Consider the following 19676-nt stretch of genomic DNA (forward strand, 5'->3'; position numbering starts at 1 on the left):
ACGGCAGTCGCTTTCTCCACTGCCACGGCATCTTTCATGGATGTACAGGTTCGAATCATGAACAGCAGCGTCTTCGGCGACCTCACGACGCGAGGGCGGCACCACGTCTGCCCACCTCGAGTCGCGAAACATCCGCATCGCCACCGGCTCAGCGCATTCCGTTGTTCCTGCACCATCCGCTCGAACAACCACCGGCGCCGGACGCGAGCCGCTGCCCCCTCCCGGTGCCGTCACCGTCACCGCGCGGTGGCACGCGCTCGGGGTGGACGAGGGCAGCATCGTGTTGGACGGAACGGCGATCCGGGCGGGTGCGGGACTGGCCCTGTCCGTCTGGTCCTAGGCCGTCGCCTCCAAGTCCCGCTCGACCACCGCGTAGTGGTCGATCTTGTAATCGAGCACTTCCAGGCACGTCTGCAGCTCCGCGATGCGGGCGCGGACGTCGTTGCGGTGCTCGACGAGGATCTCCTTGCGGCGGCCTGCCGTCAGGTCGCCGCGGTGCCTGAGCTGCGCGAACTCGCGCATCATGCGGATCGGCATGCCGGTCGTGCGCAGACGCGTCACGAAGGCCAGCCAACCCAGGTCTTCTTCCGAGTAGCTGCGGCGCCCACCCGAGTCTCGCGCGGGCGGGTCGACAAGCCCGATTCGTTCGTAGTAGCGCAAGGTGTCGATGGACAACCCACTGCGCTGCGCGGCTTGGGCTATCGAGTAACTCACGGCAACGACGCTACGAGCTAGAGTGCGCTCTAGGTCAAGCGGAATCCTTCGGAAGTCCCCACGCTTCGAGATGGCCGGCCATCTCGGGGACGTCGATCTTGTCGCGACCGAGGGCCCGCACCAGGTCCAGGGCGTCGTCCTCGTCCGCGTCGATCCAGTAGCCGTTGATGTCGCACATCGTCACGGCGGAGACCCAGCCGAGCCGCCAGTTTCCCTCCACCAGGGGACGGGTTCGCACGATCGAGTCAAGTAAGGCGGAGGACTTCAGCCACAGCGTGTCGTAGGCCTCCACGCCGAGCACGGTGGCGCGGGGACGGTACGCCGCTGTGTCCAGCAGGCCGATGTCCCTGACGACGAGGTCGCCACCGGTCACGGCTGTGGCCAGCACCAAGAGGTCCCCGGCGTCGAGGTAGGAGATCACGGCACCCAGTTGATCACAGAGGTCTGACAGTTTCAGGAAGAACCGAGCCTATCCAAAAGACCTCGGTACTTCGGCAGGACTCGCCCCAGAACCTCGCCGAGCTTTTCTTCCTGCTGCATGCGCTGGTAGCGGTCCGCGATCGCGAGACGCACGACCTCCTGCTTGGAGCGCCCCTCGGCCTGCGCGAGTTCAGCGAGCCGGTGGTTCTCCTCGTCGGTCAACCGCAAGGTCATCGCCATGGACGGACGGTACCAATGTGATACCACGCTGACCAGCGGCCGTTAGGATTGCGTGATGCCCAGGCCCAAGACCCACGATGACGCTCTGCGACGGCGTCTGCTCGAGCGGGCGGGCGAGCTGCTCAGCACCGAAGGTCCCGGCGCGGTGAGCCTGCGCAAGATCGCCACCGACGTCAACACCTCGACGACGGCGGTCTATTCCCTGTTCGGCGGGAAACCGGCGCTGCTCGAGGCGCTCTACGACGAGGCGTTCAACCGGTTCGGCACGCACCTGGCGGAGGTGCCGGTCACCGACGACCCCGCGGAGGACCTGGTCCAGATCGGCCTGGCGTACCGGCGCAGCGCGCTCGCGGACCCGCAGTTCTACTCGGTGCTCTACTCGAAGGTCGTCGAGCCGACGAAGGCGATGAGCCGCGCGGCCGGCCGGACGTTCGCGCCGGTGATCAACACCGTGCGGCGGGCGATCGAACAGCAGGTCTTCGTGCACGAGGACCCCGAGCAGATCGCGATGTCGATGTGGGGCATCGCGCACGGCCTGGTGAGCCTGGAGCTGGGTGGCAACCTGCCGCCGGGTATCGACGCCCAGGCCACGTACGAACTGGCGTTGCGCGCGCACGGCCGAGGGTGGTTGTCGCACAAGAAGCACTGACGGAATCCGGGGAGGCGGCCGCCGCGAAACCTCCCCGGACCCGCAGAACTGTCCGATCCGGACAGTCCGTCTCACCTCAAGGCGCCGTCCAGGGCCTTGATCAACTCTGCGTCCGCGGTGTCCCCGTCGAGCGACCAGATCATCGCGCCGCCCAGGTTGCGGTCGTTGATGAAACGAGCCTTGCGCTTCATCTCGGTCGCGTCGTCGTAGGTCCACCACGTCGTGCCGTCGTAGATCCACGCGAAGCCGGCCCGCTCATCGCGGTAGACCTTGTACTTCGGGTCGGCCAGCTTCGGCTTGATGGCGTGGAAGTCCTCGTAACCCGCCTCGTACGTGGCCGGCGCGGGCGTACCCGTGCCGAACAGGCCGTTGCGCGTACCAGGTGCCACACCGGTCCAGCCGCGTCCGTAGAACGGCACGCCCAGCACGGCCTTCGAGCGCGGAGCACCGCGGCGCAGCCACGCGTTGACCGTCACCTCGGAGCTGAACTCGTCCGCGGACGGGTCGCCCTTGGGCACCCGCAGCGCGGACTGCTGGTTCGCCGGGGCGTCCCACGCGCCGTGGTAGTCGTAGCCCTGCAGCGTGCCGAAAGTGAGGTAGCAGAACACCTTCGACACCTGGAAGCCCTTGTCGACCTGCTTCGGGTCGGCCGGGAGGAACGCCGTCAGGTCGCGGTTCCAGCCCATCTGCTTGCGGTACTCGGCCAGCAGCAGCGTGAAGTTCTCGCGGTCCGCGTCGCGGACGACGTTGGGAGGCTCCGTGTTGCCCTCGCTGGCAGGCCACTCCCAGTCGATGTCGACACCGTCGAAGATGCCCTTCGCGGAACCCTCCGGCAGACCCGGCAGGTTGCCCTTGATCCACATGTCGGTGCACGACTTGACGTGCGCGGCGCGCGACTCGGGGGTCAGCGCGGCGTTGGAGAAGTAGCGGGAGCCCGTCCAGCCTCCCAGCGAGATGTTGATCCTCAGCTTGGGATACTTGGCCTTGAGCTGCTTGAGCTGGTTCAGGTTACCCCCGAGCGCGCCCGGTTCGTCGGCCTTGCCGTTGACGGACTGCTCAGCGGTGTAGGGCATCTGCCAGTCGGCCCACGGGTCCGAGCTGACGCACTTACCGGATTCGTCGAGGAATCCGAACGCGTAGTTGAGGTGCGTGAGCCGCGCCGCGGCCCCGCTGTCGACGAGGTTCTTGACCCGGAAGTTCCGGCCGTACACGCCCCACTGGATGAAGTACCCGACGGTGCGGGTCTTCGAATATCCGTGGTGCCCGTTGGTCTCGACATCTGCGTTCGCCGGCGCATAGGCCAGCGACGCGGACAGGGCGCCAACCGCAAGAGCGGCGACACCCCATCTCCGTCTGGACATTTGTCTCCTCAAACACAGTGCCAATTTCTGGCGAGCAGCGGCGATGTGGTCCAGAGCACGTTAGCTCTGAGGTCTAGACCACTGCTACGTCCGATCGGAGGTATGTCCTAAACCGCCCCGTACAGACGGTCACCGGCATCGCCCAGACCAGGCACGATGAAGCCGGAGTCGTTCAACCGCTCGTCAACGGACGCCGTAATGAGACGAACCGGCAGTTTCGAGTCCTCGAGGTGGTTGATGCCCTCGGGCGCCGCGAGCACGCACACCGCCGTCACGTCCGTCGCGCCGCGCTGGGTCAGCAGCCGGATCGTGTACGCCATCGAACCGCCCGTCGCGAGCATCGGGTCGAGCACGAACACCGGACGTCCGGCGAGGTCCTCCGGCAACGACTCCATGTACGGCGTCGGCTGCAACGTCTCCTCGTCGCGCGCCAGCCCGACGAACCCCATCTGCGCGTCCGGGATCAGCTTGTGCGCCTGGTCCGCCATGCCCAGCCCGGCCCGCAGCACCGGCACGAGCAACGGCGGGTTGGCGAGCTTGTGGCCGATGGTGCGCGCGACCGGCGTGTGCGTGCGCTCCTCGGTCAGCGGGGCCTCACGCATGGCTTCGTAGACCAGCATGACGGTGAGCTCCTGCAGCGCGGCGCGGAAGGCGGCGTTGTCCGTGCGCGCGTCACGCATGGTTGTGAGTCTCGCCTTGGCGAGTGGATGATCGACGACGAGGACGTCCATGCCCGACACCGTAACCGCTGCGAGGAGCCACGGGTGTTCGAAGAGATCTACCGCGAGGCACGTCAGCGCATCGTCGGCCTGACGATGGGCCTGAGCGCCGAGGAGCTCGGTCGCGTGGTGCCCGCGTGTCCTGAGTGGACCGTGCACCAGCTCATGGCGCACCTGGCCGGCGGAGCGTCCGACTTCGTGAACGGCCGCATGGAGGGCGCGCCGTCCGGCGAGTGGACCGCGCGGCACGTCGCCGAGCGCGCGGGCGTCCCGGCGGACGACCTGCTGGAGCAGTGGAACGAGACCAGCACGCGCATCGACGCGATGGAGCGGATTCCGTTCCCGCTCGCCATGGACGCGATCACGCACGAGGCCGACCTGCGCGCCGCACTCGGCCGCGAACGCCTGCCGGACGCGGTGTGGCAGCCGACGCTGGTGTGGATGGCGCCGCGCAGGCTGACCGACGTGACGGTGAAGACCGGGTTCGGCGCGCTGGGAGACGGCCCGATCACGCTGGAGGTCGACGGTTACGAGCTGTGGCGCGCGTTCTTCGGCAGGCGTTCGCGCCGCCAGATGGAGTCGTGGAACTGGTCCGGCCCGGCGCCGATCGAACAGATCCCGTTCTTCCCCTCCCGCGCAACCGATCTAGTCGAGTGAACACCGTTAACTAAGTGGGTGTAGGGTCGGCCGCGTGACAGACCACGTGCGTATCGGAGTCCTCGGCGCGGCCACGATCGCGCCGGCCGCCGTCATCCGCCCGGCCCGCTCCTCCACCGTCGCCGAAGTGGTGGCGGTGGCCGCGCGATCGGCCGACAAAGCCCAGGCCTTCGCCGACAAGCACGGCATTGCGCGCGTGCACGGCTCGTATGAGGACCTGCTGGCGGATCCCGCGGTCGACGCCGTCTACAACCCGCTGCCCAACGGTCTGCACGGCAAGTGGACGCTGGCGGCGCTGGCGGCCGGCAAGCACGTGCTGTGCGAGAAGCCGTTCACCGCCAACGCCGCGGAAGCCGCCGAGGTGGCTGCGGCTGCCAGTGCTTCCGGGCTCGTGGTGATGGAGGCGTTCCACTACCGCTACCACCCGCTGGCGATGCGCGTCGACGAGATCATGCGCTCCGGCGTGCTGGGGCCGTTGCGGCACGTCGAGGCCAACGTGTGCTTCCCGCTGCCGTTGTTCTCCAACATCCGCTACGACTACTCGCTCGCGGGCGGCGCGATGATGGACGCGGGCTGCTACGCCGTGCACATGGCGCGCCTGCTGGGCGGCGAGGAGCCCGAGGTGCGGTCGGCGACGGCGTTGCTGCGCGGTCCCTCGATCGACCGGGCGATGCGCGCCGAGTTGCGTTTCCCTTCTGGGCACCTGGGTTCCGTGCACGCGTCGCTGTGGTCGTCGACGGTGCTCAAGCTGTCGATGAAGGCCATCGGCGAGAACGGCACACTGAGCGTGTTCAACCCGCTCGGGCCGCAGACGTTGCACCGGTTGTCGTTGAAGCTCAAGGGACGCACGTCCACCGAGACGTTCGGCAAGCGCGCGACCTACGCCTACCAGCTCGACGCGTTCACCGACGCGGTGCTGAACGGCAAGCCGTTCCCGACGACGGCCGGCGACGCGGTGAAGAACATGACCGTGATCGACTCGATCTACCGGGCGGCCGGGCTGCCGTTGCGTCAGCCGACGCCTTAACGCTTGTCGTGCACCGTGACGGCGTAACCGTCCGGGTCGGCGAAGGTGAACGTCCGCCCGAACGGGCTGTCGAACGGCGGCGCGACGATCGGCACCCCGGCGGCATCCAGATCGTCGTGCAACGCCTGGGCGTCCTCGGCGTGCAACCACAGCGCGACCCCCACGCCGGGCCGGTCGACCGCGTCGAGATCCAGTCCCGGCAACGGTTCCCGCACCGCGAACGGCACGGGCGCGGTCGCGAACACCACCGCGCCGGGCGGGCTCACCGGGGCTCGGCGCAGCCCGAGGCGGTCCTCGTAGAAGGTCGCGGCGCGGTCGAGGTCGCGCACCTGCAGAGCGATGAAGTCGGGTCCGGTGACGGTCATTGCTGCTCCTCTTCGATGTCAAAGTCCTGACATCACCGACCGTATGTCAAAATCCTTACATGCACAAGGGTGAGACCGTCGGCCCGCTGGACACCGCGGTCGGGTACGTCCTCAAGGAGGCGGCTTCGGCGTTGCGCGGCGCGATGGACGCGTCCCTGCGACCGCTGAACCTCACGGTGCCGCAGTACGCCTGCCTCGAACTGCTGGGCCAGCGCCCCGGCCTGTCGAACGCGGACCTCGCGCGCGGCGCGTTCGTCACCCGCCAGTCGATGAACGTCGTGCTGCAGGGCCTGGAAGCACGCGGCCTGGTGATCCGGCCCGCGGAGGCGGCACACGGGCGGCAGCTCCCCGCCGAGCTGACTCCCGCCGGCCGTGCGCAACTCCAGGCGGCCAGCACCGCGGTCCACGCCGTCGAGGTGCGCATGTGCGCGGGCCTGAGTCCCGCACGGCAGAAGGAGTTGCTCGCCACTCTCGCGGTCTGTGCCCGGAATCTGACCGAGACCACCTGATCAGGGGTCCGCGCAACCCGATCCGGGAGTAAAGAAACGACAAAGCGACTCCGAAGTGTCTCGTATCCAGTTGAGACGCGGAGGTACGAGCGGTGACGATCGAACAGAAGCCCGTCCAGCAGTTGTGTGAATCCCCGCTGGTCATCTTGGGTGTGTCGGCGTCACTGGCGGTGGTGATCGGCCTGCTTCCGCTGCTCTGGGACCACAGCCCGGCGCTCGCTGCGGCGCTCGGAGCACTGCTGGTGCTGGCATTTGCGATCACGGTGAAGTACGCACCGAACCGCAAGTGAGGGTTCTAAACTCGATCGGGTGAGCGACGAGCTGGTACCCGCTGACCAGAGCCATCTGCGCGCTTCCGACGCGGACCGGGAACGGATCGCGCAGGTGCTGCACAAGGCGACCGCCGAGGGCCGCCTCGACATCCACGAACTGGACGAGCGGCTCGTGGCCGTCTACGCCGCGAAGACCTACGGCGAGCTCGTGCCCATCACCGCCGACCTGGTGCTCAGCGGAATGCCGCAGCCCCAGGTCGTGCCGCAGTACCAGCCGGCCGTGAGCGGCCGCATCGGTGGCGAGCCGGGCAGCGCGGTGTCCGTGGCCTTCTGGTCCGGGGTGAACCGCAAGGGCAGCTGGGTGGTTCCACGCCTGCACAACGCCGTCGCGGTCATGGGCGGTGTCGACCTCGACCTGACCAACGCGCGTTTCGCCGAAGCCGAGGTCACGATCAGCGTGTTCGCGTTCTGGGGTGGTGTCGAGATCCGGGTGCCCGACGACATCAACGTGAAGGTGGACGGGTTCGGGTTCATGGGGGCGTTCGAGGACCGGGTGCCCGGGCGGCCGCACATTCCCGGCGCGCCGACCGTGCGGATCACCGGGCTCGCGATCATGGGCGGGGTCGAGGTCAAGGGGCCCAAGAAGAAGAAGTCCCAGATCCTGCGCGAGCTCCTCGACTGAGGCCGCCGGCGGAGTTCCTCGCGAGGGGTTGATCTGACCTCTGATCAGCGCGAACTTCCTCACTTAGGACGGGCGTCCCATTCCGCCTAGACTCCTGGTCATGGCTGCTCCAACGACACTGCCGTCGGCCCTGGCTGACGCCGTGCGCGACGAATCGTCGCTGCGGCGTTTCCTGCACGGGCTCCCCGGCGTCGACCAGGTCGGCGTCGAGCAACGAGCCGCGGGCCTCGGCACGCGGAGCATCAAGAAGGCCTCCAAGCTGCATGCCATCGACCTGGCGATCAGCATGGTCGACCTGACCACGCTGGAAGGCGCGGACACGCACGGCAAGGTGCGCAGCCTCGCCGCCAAGGCGAAGCGGCCCGACCCCGAGCGGCCTGACGTGCCGAAGGTCGCGGCGGTGTGCGTCTACCCGGACATGGTCAGGACCGCGGCCGACGAGCTGCAGGGCACCGGGATCAACATCGCCAGCGTCGCGACGGCGTTCCCCAGTGGGCGCAGCACGATGGACATCAAGCTGGCCGACACGAGGTTCGCCGTCGAGCAGGGCGCGACCGAGGTCGACATGGTGATCGACCGGGGTGCGTTCCTGAGCGGCCGCTACGGCGAGGTGTTCGAGGAGATCGTCAAGGTCAAACAGGCGTGCGGGGACGCGCATCTCAAGGTCATCCTCGAGACCGGCGAGCTCGTGACGTACGACAACGTCCGCCGCGCGTCGTGGCTCGCCCTGCTGGCGGGTGGTGACTTCATCAAGACGTCGACCGGCAAGGTGCAGCCCGCCGCGACGTTGCCGGTCACGCACGTGATGTTGCAGGCCGTGCGGGACTGGAAGAACCAGACCGGTGAGCTGCGCGGGGTGAAGCCCGCCGGCGGCATCCGGACCACCAAGGACGCGATCAAGTACCTGGTGGCGGTGCACGAGGTGGCCGGGCCCGAGTGGCTCGACCCGCACCTGTTCCGGTTCGGCGCCTCGACGTTGCTCAACGACCTGCTCATGCAGCGGCGGACCCAGTTGGACGGCCACTACAGCGGCCCGGACTACGTGACGGTGGACTGAAGACATGTGGGAATACGCCCCCGCGCCCGAGTCGCGGGACATCGCGAACCTCAAGCCGAACTACCGGATGTTCGTCGACGGCAAGTTCGTCGAGGGCTCCGGCGAACCGCTCAAGACCATCAACCCGGCCACCGAAGAGGTGCTCGCGGAGGTCTCGACGGCATCTGCGTCCGATGTGGACACAGCGGTCAAGGCGGCTCGACGCGCCTACGACCGCGTCTGGTCGAAGATGCCCGGCAGTGAGCGGGCCAAGTACATCTACCGGATCGCGCGGCAGATCCAGGAACGCGCGCGTGAGCTCGCGGTGCTGGAGTCGCTCGACAACGGCAAGCCGATCAAGGAGTCGCGCGACGTCGACGTGCCCACGGCGGCGGCGCACTTCTTCTACCACGCCGGCTGGGCGGACAAGCTCGGCTATGCGGGCTACGGGCCGGACCCGAAGCCGCTCGGCGTTGCGGGACAGGTGATCCCGTGGAACTTCCCGCTGCTGATGGCCGCGTGGAAGATCGCGCCCGCGCTCGCGTGCGGCAACACGGTTGTCTTGAAGCCGGCCGAGACCACGCCGCTGACCGCGCTGGTGCTGGCCGAGATCATCCAGCAGTGCGACCTGCCGCCGGGTGTCGTCAACATCATCCCCGGCGCCGGTGACGTCGGTGCGGCGATCACCGAGCACGGTGACGTGAACAAGGTGGCGTTCACCGGGTCGACCGAGGTCGGCAAGATCATCCAGGGCAAGCTCGCGGGCACCGGCAAGAAGCTGACGCTGGAACTGGGTGGCAAGGCCGCGAACGTGGTGTTCGACGACGCACCGCTCGACCAGGCCGTCGAGGGCATCGTCAACGGCATCTTCTTCAACCAGGGCCACGTCTGCTGTGCCGGAAGCCGTCTGCTGGTGCAGGAATCGATCGCGGACGAGTTGCTGGCCAAGCTGCAGACCAGGATCAACACCCTGCGCGTCGGCGACCCGCTGGACAAGAACACCGACGTCGGCGCGATCAACTCGCGTGAGCAGCTCGTCAAGATCAAGGAGCTGACCGAGTCGGGCGAGGCCGAGGGCGCCCAGCGGTGGACGTCGTCGTGCCCGTTGCCGGACAAGGGTTTCTTCTTCGCGCCCACGGTGTTCTCCAACGTGTCGCAGGCGATGCGCATCGCCCGCGAGGAGATCTTCGGCCCGGTGCTGTCCGTGCTGACGTTCCGCACGCCGGAGGAGGCCGTGGCCAAGGCGAACAACACGCCGTACGGCCTGTCCGCGGGTGTCTGGACGGAGAAGGGCTCGCGGATTCTCTGGATGGCGCAACGGATGCGCGCCGGCGTGGTGTGGTCCAACACGTTCAACCGCTTCGACCCGGCCGCGCCGTTCGGCGGGTACCAGGAGTCGGGCTTCGGCCGTGAGGGCGGCCGCACCGGTCTGGAGGCCTACCTCGATGTCTGATCGCGTCACGGTCGCGAAGACCTACAAGCTCTACATCGGCGGCGCGTTCCCGCGTTCCGAGTCGGGTCGCAGCTACCCGGTGAGCGACTCGAAGGGCGGCTTCCTCGCGAACGCCGCGCAGGGCTCCCGCAAGGACGCCCGGGACGCGGTCACCGCCGCCCGCAAGGCTTTCGGCAGCTGGTCCGGTGCCACGGCCTACAACCGCGGCCAGGTCCTGTACCGGGTTGCCGAGGTGCTGGAGGGCCGCCGCGAGCAGTTCATCACCGAAGTGGCTCAGTCCGAAGGCGTCCAGCTGAAGAAGGCGCAGTCCGTTGTGGACGCGGCGATCGACCGCTGGGTCTGGTACGCGGGCTGGACGGACAAGATCGCGGCCGTGCTGGGGTCCTCGAACCCCGTCGCCGGGCCGTACTTCTCGTTCTCCACGCCGGAGCCGACGGGTGTGGTCGCGGTGCTCGCGCCGCAGCAGTCGTCGTTGCTGGGCCTGGTGTCCGTGATCGCGCCGGTGATCGCGTCGGGCAACACCTGCGTGGTCATCACGTCGCAGGACCGCCCGCTGCCCGCGATCACGCTGTCCGAGGTGCTCGCCACTTCCGACGTCCCCGGCGGTGTCGTCAACATCATCACCGGCCGGACCGCGGAGATCGCGCCGTGGCTCGCGTCGCACGCCGACGTGAACGCGCTCGACCTCACCGGCTCGCCCGAGTCGCTGCGGGCCGATCTCGAACGGTCGGCGGCCGGCACGGTGAAGCGCGTGCTGCGCAACAAGGTCAACGAGGACTTCACCGTCACTCCCGACCTGTCGCGGATCCGCGCGTACCTCGAAACGAAGACGGTCTGGCACCCCACGGGTGTCTGAGAAGTGCGGCCCGATCCGGCACCCGGAATTTCTCCGAAGATTTTCTGGAGAGGGTGTCGGATCGGGCCGACGCAGTTCGTAGCAGGGTCATGAAGCTGACAACCATGACCCAGGTGAGCATCGACGGCGTGATGGAGGACAACGGCAGGTGGGCTCGCGGCAAGGGCGACGCCACCACGACCGACCTCATCAAGCAGACCTACGAGCGAGCCGACGCGTTCCTGTTCGGCCGCCGCACCTACGAGTTCTTCGCCGGCTCGTGGGGCACCACGTCCGAGCAGGACATCCCCGACTGGGCACCGGTCGTGCGAGCGTTGAACTCGCGGCCCAAGTACGTGGTGTCCACGACCCTCACCGAACCGGCGTGGTCCGGCACGATCCTCCTGCCCGACGCCACCGCGATCGCGGACCTCAAGGCCGAGCAGAGCGGTGAGCTGCAGGTGCACGGAAGCGGCGCGCTGATCCGGTGGCTGCTCGAGCACGATCTGGTCGACGAGATGACGCTGATCGTCGTACCCGTGATCGTCGGCCGGGGTGCACGCCTGTTCCCGCACGAAGGCCCCGGCATCGCGCTCGACCTGATCGAGTCCCGAGTGGACTCCAACGGTGTGGCCACCCAGGTCTACCGGCCCCAGCACGCGCAGTCCTGACGCCCCAGGAGGATGCTCCGATGCAGTACCTGGTTTCCGTGATCTTCGACGAGAACTCCACGCAGGCGACGCCGGACGAGGACGCCGCGATCGACATCTTCAACGAACGTCTTCAGGCGCAGGGCAACTGGGTCTTCGCCGGTGGTCTCGCCTCACCGGACGCGGCCACCGTCATCGACAACCGCGACGACGCGGCGATCATCAGCGACGGTCCCTTTCTGGAGTCCAAGGAGTACCTCGCCGGCTTCTGGGTCATCGAGGCGCCCGATCTCGACGTGGCCTTGAAGCTCGCCGCGGACGGGTCGAAGGCCTGCAACCGCAAGGTAGAGGTGCGGCCGTTCCAATGAGCACGCACGAAGCGATCACCCTGGCGCACCAGGAGGAATGGGCCAGGGTGGTCGCGTCGCTCACCAAGCGGTTCGGTGACCTCGACATCGCCGAGGAGGCGGCGGCCGAGGCGTTCGCGACCGCCGTCGAACGCTGGCCCACCGACGGTGTGCCGCCCAACCCCGGCGCCTGGCTCACCACAACGGCCAACCGCAAGGCGATCGACCGCCTCCGCCGGGAGAACAAGCGCGACGACAAGCACAAGGAGGCTCAGTTGACGCACGACTCCCCTGAGCCGCCGAGCATCTTCGACGACGACCGGCTCCGGCTGATCTTCACCTGCTGCCACCCGGCGCTCGCGATAGAGGCGCGCGTGGCGCTCACGCTGCGGATGGTCGGTGGCCTGACCGTGCCCGAGATCGCGAACGCGCTGCTGGCGTCCGAAAGCGCTGTGGGACAACGGATCACCCGCGCGAAAGCCAAGATCAAGGCAGCGCGGATCCCCTACCGCGTGCCCTCAGCACAGGACCTGCCCACCCGAGTCTCGGGCGTGCTCACCGTGCTGTTCCTGGTGTTCAACGAGGGCTACCTCGCCACCGGCCCGGACACCGCTCCCCTGCGCCACGACCTGACCGCCGAGGCGATCCGGTTGACTCGCCTGATCCGCACCCTGCTCCCGGACAACGGCGAGGTGACCGGGCTGCTGGCGTTGATGCTGCTCACCGAGGCCCGCCGCACCGCCAGGGTCTCGGCGAGCGGTGAGCTGGTCGCGCTCGACGAACAGGACCGCGGCGCCTGGGACACGCGACTGATCGCCGAGGGACACCAACTCGTGCGCGAGCGCCTGGCTGCCGGGGTGGCTCCCGGCCGCTACCAGATCCTGGCCGCCATCAACGCCGTGCACACCTCGGCCCGCGACATGCGCGACACCGACTGGTCGCAGGTCCTCGCCCTCTACGACCAGCTCGTCCGCGTCGACCCGTCCCCGGTCGTCGCTCTCAACCGGGCCATCGCGGTCGCCGAACTGGACGGCCCGGAGGTGGCGCTGGCCACCGTCGACCGGCTCGAAGAGCAGCTGACCGGCTACCACGCCTTCCACGCGACCCGCGCCGACCTGCTGCGCCGCCTCGGCCGGAGTCAGGAGTCGCGCGCGGCCTACGACAAGGCCGTCGAGCTGGCGGGCAACACCGCCGAGACCGCCTACCTGACCCGCCGCCGCGACCAGCTCAGGAGTTGACCAGGCCCGCTCGCCAGGCCCACGAGGCGATGCCGACGCGGTTCTTCACGTTCAGCTTCGTCTGCACGGACGCGAGGTGCGTCTTCACCGTCGACAGCGACAGGAAGAGCTCCGACGCGATCTCCTGGTTGCTGAGCCCGCGCGCCACCTCCCGCACGACGTCCTGCTCGCGCGCGGTCAGCAGTCCCAGGTCGGGCCGCTGGGCCGGGCGCGAGAAGTGCTCCAGCATCCGCACGGTGACCTGTGGCGAGATCAGCGCGTTGCCCTGCGCCGCCGCCCGCACCGCCTCGACCAGCAACGCCGGTCCCGCGTCCTTGGTCAGGAAGCCGGAAGCGCCGTTCTCCAACGCCGTGTGCACGTACTCGTCCAGGTCGAACGTGGTCACCACGACGACCTTGGTCGAGCCGGAGATCTTCTTGGTGACCTCCAGGCCGTCCAGCCCGGGCATGCGGATGTCGAGCAACGCCACGTCCGGCTTGTGCTCGCGGACCGCGGTCACCGCCGACACGCCGTCGGGCACGTCCGCGACCACCGTGATGTCCGGCTGCTTCTCCAGGATCATCCGGAAACCGACGCGGACCATCTCCTGGTCGTCGGCGATGAGAACTGAGATCACTTGATCCCTTTCAGGGGTAGCTCTGCGAGGACCTGCCAGCCGTTCTCACGGGGACCCGCGGAGAACAGGCCGCCGAGCAGGTCGACCCGCTCACGCATGCCTACGAGACCGTAGCCACCCTGGTTCAGCTCGTGCGGGCGGCCGTCATCCGCGACGATCACGCGCAGCGCACCACCAGTGGTGCGGCAGATCTCCACGTCGATCATGGTCGGGGACACCGCGTGTTTGTGCACGTTGGTGAGCGACTCCTGGACCAGGCGCAACACCGAGCGGCCGAGCTCTGGCGGCACGTCGTCGGGCAGGTCGATCCGCAGCCGGGTCTCGAAGCCCAGCTCACGGGTGCGTTCGACGGCCGAGATGACGTCCGCCGCCAGGTCGGTCGTGGCATCGTCGTTCTCGCCCTGCCGCAGGGTGCCGACCATGCGCCGCATCGCGCCCAGCGCTTCCGTGCCCGATCGGACGATGCCCGGCAGCAACCGGTGGGCGGCGTGCGGGTCGTCGTCCGAGACCTCCAGCGCGGCCTGGGCCTGCACGAGCATGCCGGTGACGTGGTGGGCGACGACGTCGTGCAGCTCGCGGGCCAGCGCGATGCGTTCTTCCTTCTGCGCGTCGGTGACGGCGGCGGCGATCAGGCGGCCGCTCTCGGTGTCGCGGGCGCGGAAGTACAGGCCGGTGCCGACCGCCATGAAGCCCAGCACGAGCGAGCCGAGCATCTCGTTGGCGTTGGCCGAGGAAAGCCAGTTGTCCCGGACGATGGCGGCGAAGAAGCTCACGGCCATCAGCGAGCCGACGGACCACGTGGCGGCGCGCCGGGGCTCTTCTCGCACGATGACAGCGGTGAGGACCAGGCACGCAGCGGTCTCGGCCACGGTCAGCGGGCTCAGGATCGTCGGCATGTTCACGTCGAAGAGCCGGATGACGAACGACGCCGCGAAGACCGACACGACGGTCACCGGGATGGTGAAGGCACGCGACTTGAACGACGCGACCGCCGCGATGCACGGCGGCACGCTGAGCAGCCACACCAGAGCCTCGGCACTGCCCGGTGTGCGCATCAGCACCAGCTCGCCGAGCATCAGCAGCGCGAGAGCGGCGGCGATCGGCCATTGGCCCCGATGACTGTCCACGGCAGACAACGGTAGGACCATCACACCCCTCCGGCCTCGGTCATCCGGCTGATCCGGTGTGTCGTCAAGGCTGAGGTTTTCCCGGAACGCACGCGGCACCTTGAAAGCATGAATTCGGTTCTGGCCGCTCGTGGCCTGGTCAAGACCTACGGCGACGTGCACGCGCTCGCCGGGGTGGACATCGACATCTGCGCCGGGGACGTGCTGGCGGTCGTCGGTCCGTCCGGCTCCGGCAAGACGACGCTGCTGCACGTCCTGTCCGGCATCCTGCGCGCCGACGGCGGCGAGGTGTTCCTCGACGGGCGCGCGATCGGCGAGCTGAACGAGACGGGCCGCAGCGAGCTGCGCCGGACGGCGTTCGGGTTCGTGTTCCAGTCGGGCATGCTCGTCGCCGAGCTCACCGCCGAGGAGAACGCCGCCCTGCCGATGCTGCTCGCCGGCCGTTCGCGTGAGGAGTCGCTCGGCGCGGCAAGGCTGTGGCTCGCGCGGCTCGGCCTGCAGGGCATGGAGCAGCGGCGGCCGGGCGAGCTGTCCGGCGGGCAGGCGCAACGGGTCGCGATCGCGCGGGCGTTGGCGCACCAGCCGCGGGTGATCTTCGCGGACGAACCGACCGGTGCCCTCGACACGCGGACCGGCCAGGAGATGATGACCGCGTTGTTGCAGGCCGCGGAGGAGACCAACGCGGCCGTCGTGATCGTCACGCACGACAAGGCGATCGCGGACCGGGCGTTGCGCGTCGTCGAGATCCAGGACGGCCGCATCGCCGCGGGGGTGTCCGCGTGAGGATCGCTCTCGCGGTGCTGCGCAGGGACCGGCGCAGCCAGGTGGCCACCGTGCTGGTCGCGCTCGGCGTGATGATCGCGGTGTCGCTGGTGCTGTGGCTCGTCGCCGCACCGAACGGCCTGCAGGCGCGGGCGGACCGCACGGCGTGGCGCGACATCATGGGCCAGGCCAACAAGGGCACCATCTCCGTGGCGATGAACAAGGACTCGTTCAACGGCGAGCTCATCGAACGGTTCGACGTCGCGCGCAACGGACAGGGCGACATCGCGGTGGCCGAGGGAATCGCGAAGTTCCCGGAAGCCGGCGAGGTGCTGCTGTCCCCCGCGCTGTCCGATCTCGTGCGCAGCACACCCGCCGAGAAGCTCGGGAATCGCTTTCCCGGCAAGCAGATCGGTGAACTGGGGCCGGAAGCGCTGAAGTACCCCGGCGAGCTCGTCGCGCTCATCGGGCACGACAAGATCGAGAACGGGTTCCAGGCCGACGGCCTGGCCGGCGGCACCGGCTCGTACCGCGACGACTACCACGGCATGCTCTACCTGCTCACCCGTGTCGGGCTCGTGGTGCTCATCGTGCCGTGCCTCGTGCTGGTCGCCTCCGCAGCGCGATTGACTGCCGCCAAACGGGAACGGCGTCTGGCTGCATTGCGGTTGGCCGGTGCCGGCCCGCGTCAGGTGGTGATCATGACGGCCGTCGAGACAGCGGTCGGCGCGGTCGTCGGCAGCGTGCTCGGGGTGCTGATGGCGCAACCGTTCAGCCACCTCACCGCGAAGATCCCGTGGGAGGGCGGCATCTGGTATCCGGGCGACTTCGTGCCGTCGGTCCCGGTCGTGGTCGCGGTGGCCGTGCTCGCTCCGGTGCTGGTGATCGCGGCGGCGATCATGGGGTTGCGGCGGGTGGTCCAGAAACCGTTGGCAGCCGAGGAGAAGCGCAAGGTCCGGTCGTGGCGGCTGCTGATGATCGCCGGGGCACTGGGCGTGTTCTTCCTCGGGATCATGTACGCGCAGGAGGCCAGCGGCGACAGCCAGTTCACCGTGGTGCTGCTGGGACTCGGCGCGGTGGCGTTCGCGCTCGTGCTGGCCGGACCGGTCGTCACGGCGTGGGTCGGACGGTTCTTCGTCGCGCGCTGGCACAAGCCGTCGACGCTGCTGGCGGGACGGCGTCTGTCCGGTGATCCGGTGGCGGCGTTCCGCGGTTCGGCCGGTGTGGTGATCGCGGTGTTCACCGGCTCGATGGCGCTGACCATGTTGCCCGGCCTGGAAAGTCAGGTGCCGTACCGCGACTCGACGTGGAACGAGAACGCGATCGTGGCGGAGGACGTGACGCACGACGTGACACCGTTGCGCCTGCAGACCTCGGCGCCGATCGTCACGATGCTGGACGGCACGGTGAGCACCGGAAAGGACGCTGACCACGGCTCGTACGTGCTTGTCGGCAAGTGCGCAGACGTGGCAAGGGTTCTGAACGGCCTGTCGTGCAAGCCAGGACCGGCCGTGTACGCGCACTCGAAGCTCGAGGGCGACCAGTTCAAGTCGGGCTCGGCGTCGAAGGGAACCACCACGGCGAAACTGCCCGCCGAGTACGAGACGCGGCCCTTCGGCGGCTCCGGCCGGATCAGCGGGGTGATCGACCCGGAGCTGCTGCCCGGCGTGGAGGGCCACGTGACGATGGTCGGCGTGCCGACGACTCCCGAGAACCGGGACGCCGTGCACACCGCGTTGATCGGCACGCTGCCGGGCGTGCGGCTGGTGGACGGCGAGCAGCGGGAGCTCTACGGCGACACGCTGATGGAGGACCTGGAGCGGGCCACGATCATCGGCTTGTCGATCGCGGCGGTGCTCGGCGGCATCGGCGCCGCGGTGTCGGCAGCCGGGTCGGTGATCGACCGCAGGCGCACTTTCGGTGCGTTGATCGCCGCCGGAACTCCAATTCGTGTGCTGGGTCACGCATTGCGCCGCGAAGTGGTACTTCCGGTGTTCGCGGTCACAATTGCGGCGTGCGGCGCGGGCATTGTCGTAGGCCTCGGATTGCTCACTCTGGCGCGTGGACTGGTGGGTCACGGTGAAATGCCGCTGACGCCTTGGGTGCTCGCCCCAGTGGGCGTCGGGATGGTGGTTGCGCTGGTAGCGGCCCTGGCGTGCGGTCCGGTACTACGCGGCATCAGCCCACGGGATTACGCGGCCGAGTAGCACTCGGCCGGAAGTACGAGGATGAGACTGGCCCTCAGCGCGATGTGCGCGGAGGGCCATTTTCATAACTTGGATTCATGACGAATGCACAGCTCGCGAGCATCCAGTGGGGCCTTTTCCTGTCGGTCGTCTTCCTGCTGCCGCAGCTGTTCTTCCGTCAGCTCACGTGGCGCAGCGCGACCATCACCACGTACGCGAGCATGCTGTTCGCCGCGACGTTCCTGCCGATGCAGACCGTGCCGCCGCGCCAGGCCGTGCAGCTCGTGCCGTTCCAGTGGATCGCCGACACGTTCCGCGACGGGCAGATCGCGTTCGACCAGATGACGTTGAACGTGCTGCTGTTCGTGCCGCTGGGCGCGATGCTGATGTTCTGGGGCCGCCGGACGGTCGGGCAGGCCGCGCTGATCGGGTACGGCGTCTCGCTGCTGATCGAGGGCTCGCAGCTGATGTGGGCCAACCGGATCTTCGACGTGGACGACCTGATCACCAACACCACCGGCACCGCGCTCGGGTGGCTCGGCGCGCTGGCCGCCGTGAAGGTCTACGCCCGCGTGAAGGCCGTGCAGGTGCCGCGGCGCGAGCTCGCCGGCGTGCGCTGACCTGCGGATTCCAGAATTCGTGCAAGCCCACTCGCGCACCCTGGCCGCATGCGCGCAAAACGAACGATCGCCGTCATCACCGCGTTGCTGGGGCTGAGCCTGGCAACGGCCGCACCCGCCTCCGCGGCGGCTGGGAGCTGGGTCTCGTACGGCAACAGGAACCCGATCACGACCAGCACCGCAACCTGGCGTTGTGCCGGTAGCGAGCAGATCGCTCCCAGTGTGCTCGCACAGGTTTGCGCGGTGCGATCGGCGAACGGGCTGTACTACCAGGGCGCCGTGATCGTGCGGAACAACCGGTCCGCCCTGTTCTCCACGACAGCGCAGATGAGCGTGATCAACCAGACCGACGTCGTGGAGGGGACCTGGGTGTGCCCGTCGTCGGGAGTGGGCGCCAACTCCTGGTCGGTCTGCTTCGGCCGCAGCCAGCAACAGGGCACCTTCGCCCTCGCCGAGAGGGCGAGCGGATACGGCCACGGCTGGTGGCTCGGCGTGTCACCGTCGGTCTGACGTTCACCCGGCGGCGTGAGGCAACGCGCGCCGCCGGGCCGCCCGCTCGATCATGGCGGCCATGAAGTTCGTGGAGGCCTTCAGCATCCTCGTCGCCGTGGTCGGCCCGCCCAAGATCCTGCTGGCGTTCCTGATGGACACCGAAGGCGCCGACTCCCGGGCACGGTGGCGGGTGGCGCTCAGCTCCACCGCGATCGCCCTCGGCGTCGGCCTGTTCGTGGTGGTGGCCGGGCGGTTGCTGCTCTCGATCTTCCACATCAGCGAAGGCTCGTTGTACCTGGCCAGCGGCGTGATCCTGTTCGTGCACGCGTTGGACCTCGTGCTCGGCCGCAAGCAAGAGCCGACGCACGACGAGACGGGTGGCACGCACGAGCTGGCCACCGCCTACTACGCGAACCCCGTGGCGCTGGCGTACCTGTTCCTGCTGTCCGACACCAAGTCGATCGAGACGACGTTCGTGCTGGCCGGCGGGTTCGCCGCGGTGATCGCGCTGGACCTGGCCGCGATCGCGTTGCTCGGCATCGCGATGCGCTGGGTGAAGATGACCTACGCCTGGGTGCTGTCGCGCGTGCTCGGCGTGCTGCTCGCGGCGCTGGGTGTCGACCAGATCGTCGAGGGTCTGATCAGCCTGGGGATTTTGGAACGCACCTAGTAGTGCTTCGTTCTGTCTCTTATACACAT

At 68.4% G+C, this 19676-nt stretch carries 25 protein-coding genes; 17 read left to right on the forward strand and 8 right to left on the reverse strand.

The annotated features are described in order from the left end of the window. Positions 1-336: 336 nt before the first annotated feature. Genes UK23_RS31885 through UK23_RS31895 form a run of 3 tightly spaced genes read right to left on the reverse strand, consistent with a single transcriptional unit; the run spans position 337 to position 1374 of the window. The gene (locus UK23_RS31885; protein ID WP_045315409.1) at positions 337-714 is read right to left on the reverse strand and encodes a MerR family transcriptional regulator; all 378 of its coding nucleotides are present in this window, start codon (positions 712-714) and stop codon (positions 337-339) included. 34 nt (positions 715-748) lie between these two features. Continuing rightward, positions 749-1135 carry a type II toxin-antitoxin system death-on-curing family toxin gene (locus UK23_RS31890; RefSeq protein WP_045315410.1) on the reverse strand — a complete coding sequence of 129 codons (387 nt, stop codon included), beginning with the start codon at positions 1133-1135 and terminating at the stop codon, positions 749-751. A 32-nt stretch (positions 1136-1167) separates the two neighbouring features. Next, a complete protein-coding gene (locus UK23_RS31895; RefSeq protein ID WP_045315411.1) occupies positions 1168-1374 on the reverse strand; it encodes a type II toxin-antitoxin system VapB family antitoxin in 207 nt (68 codons plus the stop codon). 55 nt (positions 1375-1429) lie between these two features. Between UK23_RS31895 and UK23_RS31900 the strand changes: the two genes are divergently transcribed. After that, entirely contained in the window at positions 1430-2023 is a 594-nt protein-coding gene (locus tag UK23_RS31900; RefSeq protein ID WP_045315412.1) for a TetR/AcrR family transcriptional regulator, read from the forward strand. A 71-nt stretch (positions 2024-2094) separates the two neighbouring features. On the opposite strand, the gene UK23_RS31905 is transcribed toward UK23_RS31900, so the two are convergent. Both UK23_RS31905 and upp read right to left on the reverse strand, forming a co-directional pair. Then, positions 2095-3384, reverse strand: coding sequence for a glycoside hydrolase family 18 protein (locus UK23_RS31905; protein WP_045315413.1), 1290 nt, complete (start codon positions 3382-3384; stop codon positions 2095-2097). A 107-nt stretch (positions 3385-3491) separates the two neighbouring features. Further along, complete coding sequence (upp, locus tag UK23_RS31910) at positions 3492-4115, reverse strand: uracil phosphoribosyltransferase (protein ID WP_045315414.1); 624 nt, start codon at positions 4113-4115, stop codon at positions 3492-3494. Positions 4116-4148: 33 nt separating this feature from the next. On the opposite strand from upp, the gene UK23_RS31915 reads away from it, so the two are divergent. Both UK23_RS31915 and UK23_RS31920 read left to right on the forward strand, forming a co-directional pair. Beyond that, positions 4149-4760: a maleylpyruvate isomerase family mycothiol-dependent enzyme gene (locus UK23_RS31915; RefSeq protein WP_045315415.1), complete on the forward strand. Its 612-nt coding sequence runs from the start codon at positions 4149-4151 to the stop codon at positions 4758-4760. Positions 4761-4794: 34 nt separating this feature from the next. Next, complete coding sequence (locus UK23_RS31920; RefSeq protein WP_045315416.1) at positions 4795-5787, forward strand: Gfo/Idh/MocA family protein; 993 nt, start codon at positions 4795-4797, stop codon at positions 5785-5787. On the opposite strand, the gene UK23_RS31925 is transcribed toward UK23_RS31920, so the two are convergent. After that, positions 5784-6152 (reverse strand): VOC family protein, encoded by a 369-nt coding sequence (locus UK23_RS31925; RefSeq protein ID WP_045315417.1) that lies wholly within the window; start codon positions 6150-6152, stop codon positions 5784-5786. The genes UK23_RS31920 and UK23_RS31925 overlap by 4 nt on opposite strands. 59 nt (positions 6153-6211) lie before the next feature. Between UK23_RS31925 and UK23_RS31930 the strand changes: the two genes are divergently transcribed. The 9 genes from UK23_RS31930 (at position 6212) to UK23_RS31970 (ending at position 13174) form a co-directional block, all read left to right on the forward strand. Beyond that, a complete protein-coding gene (locus tag UK23_RS31930; RefSeq protein WP_045315418.1) occupies positions 6212-6661 on the forward strand; it encodes a MarR family winged helix-turn-helix transcriptional regulator in 450 nt (149 codons plus the stop codon). Between the two features lie 92 nt (positions 6662-6753). Then, positions 6754-6951: a hypothetical protein gene (locus tag UK23_RS31935; RefSeq protein ID WP_045315419.1), complete on the forward strand. Its 198-nt coding sequence runs from the start codon at positions 6754-6756 to the stop codon at positions 6949-6951. Positions 6952-6970: 19 nt separating this feature from the next. Further along, positions 6971-7615, forward strand: coding sequence for a DUF1707 SHOCT-like domain-containing protein (locus tag UK23_RS31940; RefSeq protein ID WP_231114775.1), 645 nt, complete (start codon positions 6971-6973; stop codon positions 7613-7615). Positions 7616-7715: 100 nt separating this feature from the next. Next, on the forward strand, positions 7716-8672 hold the full coding sequence (gene deoC / locus UK23_RS31945; RefSeq protein WP_045315420.1) for a deoxyribose-phosphate aldolase: 957 nt from the start codon (positions 7716-7718) through the stop codon (positions 8670-8672). A 4-nt stretch (positions 8673-8676) separates the two neighbouring features. After that, positions 8677-10104: an aldehyde dehydrogenase family protein gene (locus UK23_RS31950; protein WP_045315421.1), complete on the forward strand. Its 1428-nt coding sequence runs from the start codon at positions 8677-8679 to the stop codon at positions 10102-10104. Then, positions 10097-10960, forward strand: coding sequence for an aldehyde dehydrogenase family protein (locus UK23_RS31955; RefSeq protein ID WP_045315422.1), 864 nt, complete (start codon positions 10097-10099; stop codon positions 10958-10960). Before UK23_RS31950 ends, UK23_RS31955 begins: the two co-directional genes overlap by 8 nt. Before the next feature lie 89 nt (positions 10961-11049). Further along, a complete protein-coding gene (locus tag UK23_RS31960; RefSeq protein WP_045315423.1) occupies positions 11050-11610 on the forward strand; it encodes a dihydrofolate reductase family protein in 561 nt (186 codons plus the stop codon). Between the two features lie 20 nt (positions 11611-11630). Next, the gene (locus tag UK23_RS31965) at positions 11631-11957 is read left to right on the forward strand and encodes a YciI family protein (RefSeq protein ID WP_045315424.1); all 327 of its coding nucleotides are present in this window, start codon (positions 11631-11633) and stop codon (positions 11955-11957) included. Beyond that, positions 11954-13174, forward strand: coding sequence for an RNA polymerase sigma factor (locus UK23_RS31970; protein WP_045315425.1), 1221 nt, complete (start codon positions 11954-11956; stop codon positions 13172-13174). The genes UK23_RS31965 and UK23_RS31970 overlap by 4 nt, the downstream gene beginning before the upstream one ends. Here the strand turns inward: UK23_RS31970 and UK23_RS31975 are convergent. Together UK23_RS31975 and UK23_RS31980 are read right to left on the reverse strand one after the other, a co-directional pair. Beyond that, positions 13164-13790: a response regulator gene (locus UK23_RS31975; protein ID WP_045315426.1), complete on the reverse strand. Its 627-nt coding sequence runs from the start codon at positions 13788-13790 to the stop codon at positions 13164-13166. The genes UK23_RS31970 and UK23_RS31975 overlap by 11 nt on opposite strands. Next, a complete protein-coding gene (locus tag UK23_RS31980; protein ID WP_052685244.1) occupies positions 13787-14917 on the reverse strand; it encodes a sensor histidine kinase in 1131 nt (376 codons plus the stop codon). The genes UK23_RS31975 and UK23_RS31980 overlap by 4 nt, the downstream gene beginning before the upstream one ends. A 108-nt stretch (positions 14918-15025) precedes the next feature. Here UK23_RS31980 and UK23_RS31985 point away from each other — a divergent pair, with 108 nt between their 5' ends. The 5 genes from UK23_RS31985 (at position 15026) to UK23_RS32005 (ending at position 19647) form a co-directional block, all read left to right on the forward strand. Next, the gene (locus tag UK23_RS31985; RefSeq protein WP_045315428.1) at positions 15026-15700 is read left to right on the forward strand and encodes an ABC transporter ATP-binding protein; all 675 of its coding nucleotides are present in this window, start codon (positions 15026-15028) and stop codon (positions 15698-15700) included. Beyond that, positions 15697-17886: an FtsX-like permease family protein gene (locus UK23_RS31990; protein ID WP_045315429.1), complete on the forward strand. Its 2190-nt coding sequence runs from the start codon at positions 15697-15699 to the stop codon at positions 17884-17886. The genes UK23_RS31985 and UK23_RS31990 overlap by 4 nt, the downstream gene beginning before the upstream one ends. Before the next feature lie 77 nt (positions 17887-17963). After that, positions 17964-18485: a VanZ family protein gene (locus UK23_RS31995; RefSeq protein ID WP_045315430.1), complete on the forward strand. Its 522-nt coding sequence runs from the start codon at positions 17964-17966 to the stop codon at positions 18483-18485. 48 nt (positions 18486-18533) lie between these two features. Further along, the gene (locus UK23_RS32000; protein WP_045315431.1) at positions 18534-18995 is read left to right on the forward strand and encodes a hypothetical protein; all 462 of its coding nucleotides are present in this window, start codon (positions 18534-18536) and stop codon (positions 18993-18995) included. Between the two features lie 61 nt (positions 18996-19056). After that, positions 19057-19647, forward strand: coding sequence for a MarC family protein (locus UK23_RS32005; RefSeq protein ID WP_196777971.1), 591 nt, complete (start codon positions 19057-19059; stop codon positions 19645-19647). The last annotated feature ends 29 nt before the right edge of the window (positions 19648-19676 follow it).

This window comes from Lentzea aerocolonigenes (assembly GCF_000955955.1).
In the GTDB taxonomy this organism is placed as follows: domain Bacteria; phylum Actinomycetota; class Actinomycetes; order Mycobacteriales; family Pseudonocardiaceae; genus Lentzea; species Lentzea aerocolonigenes_A.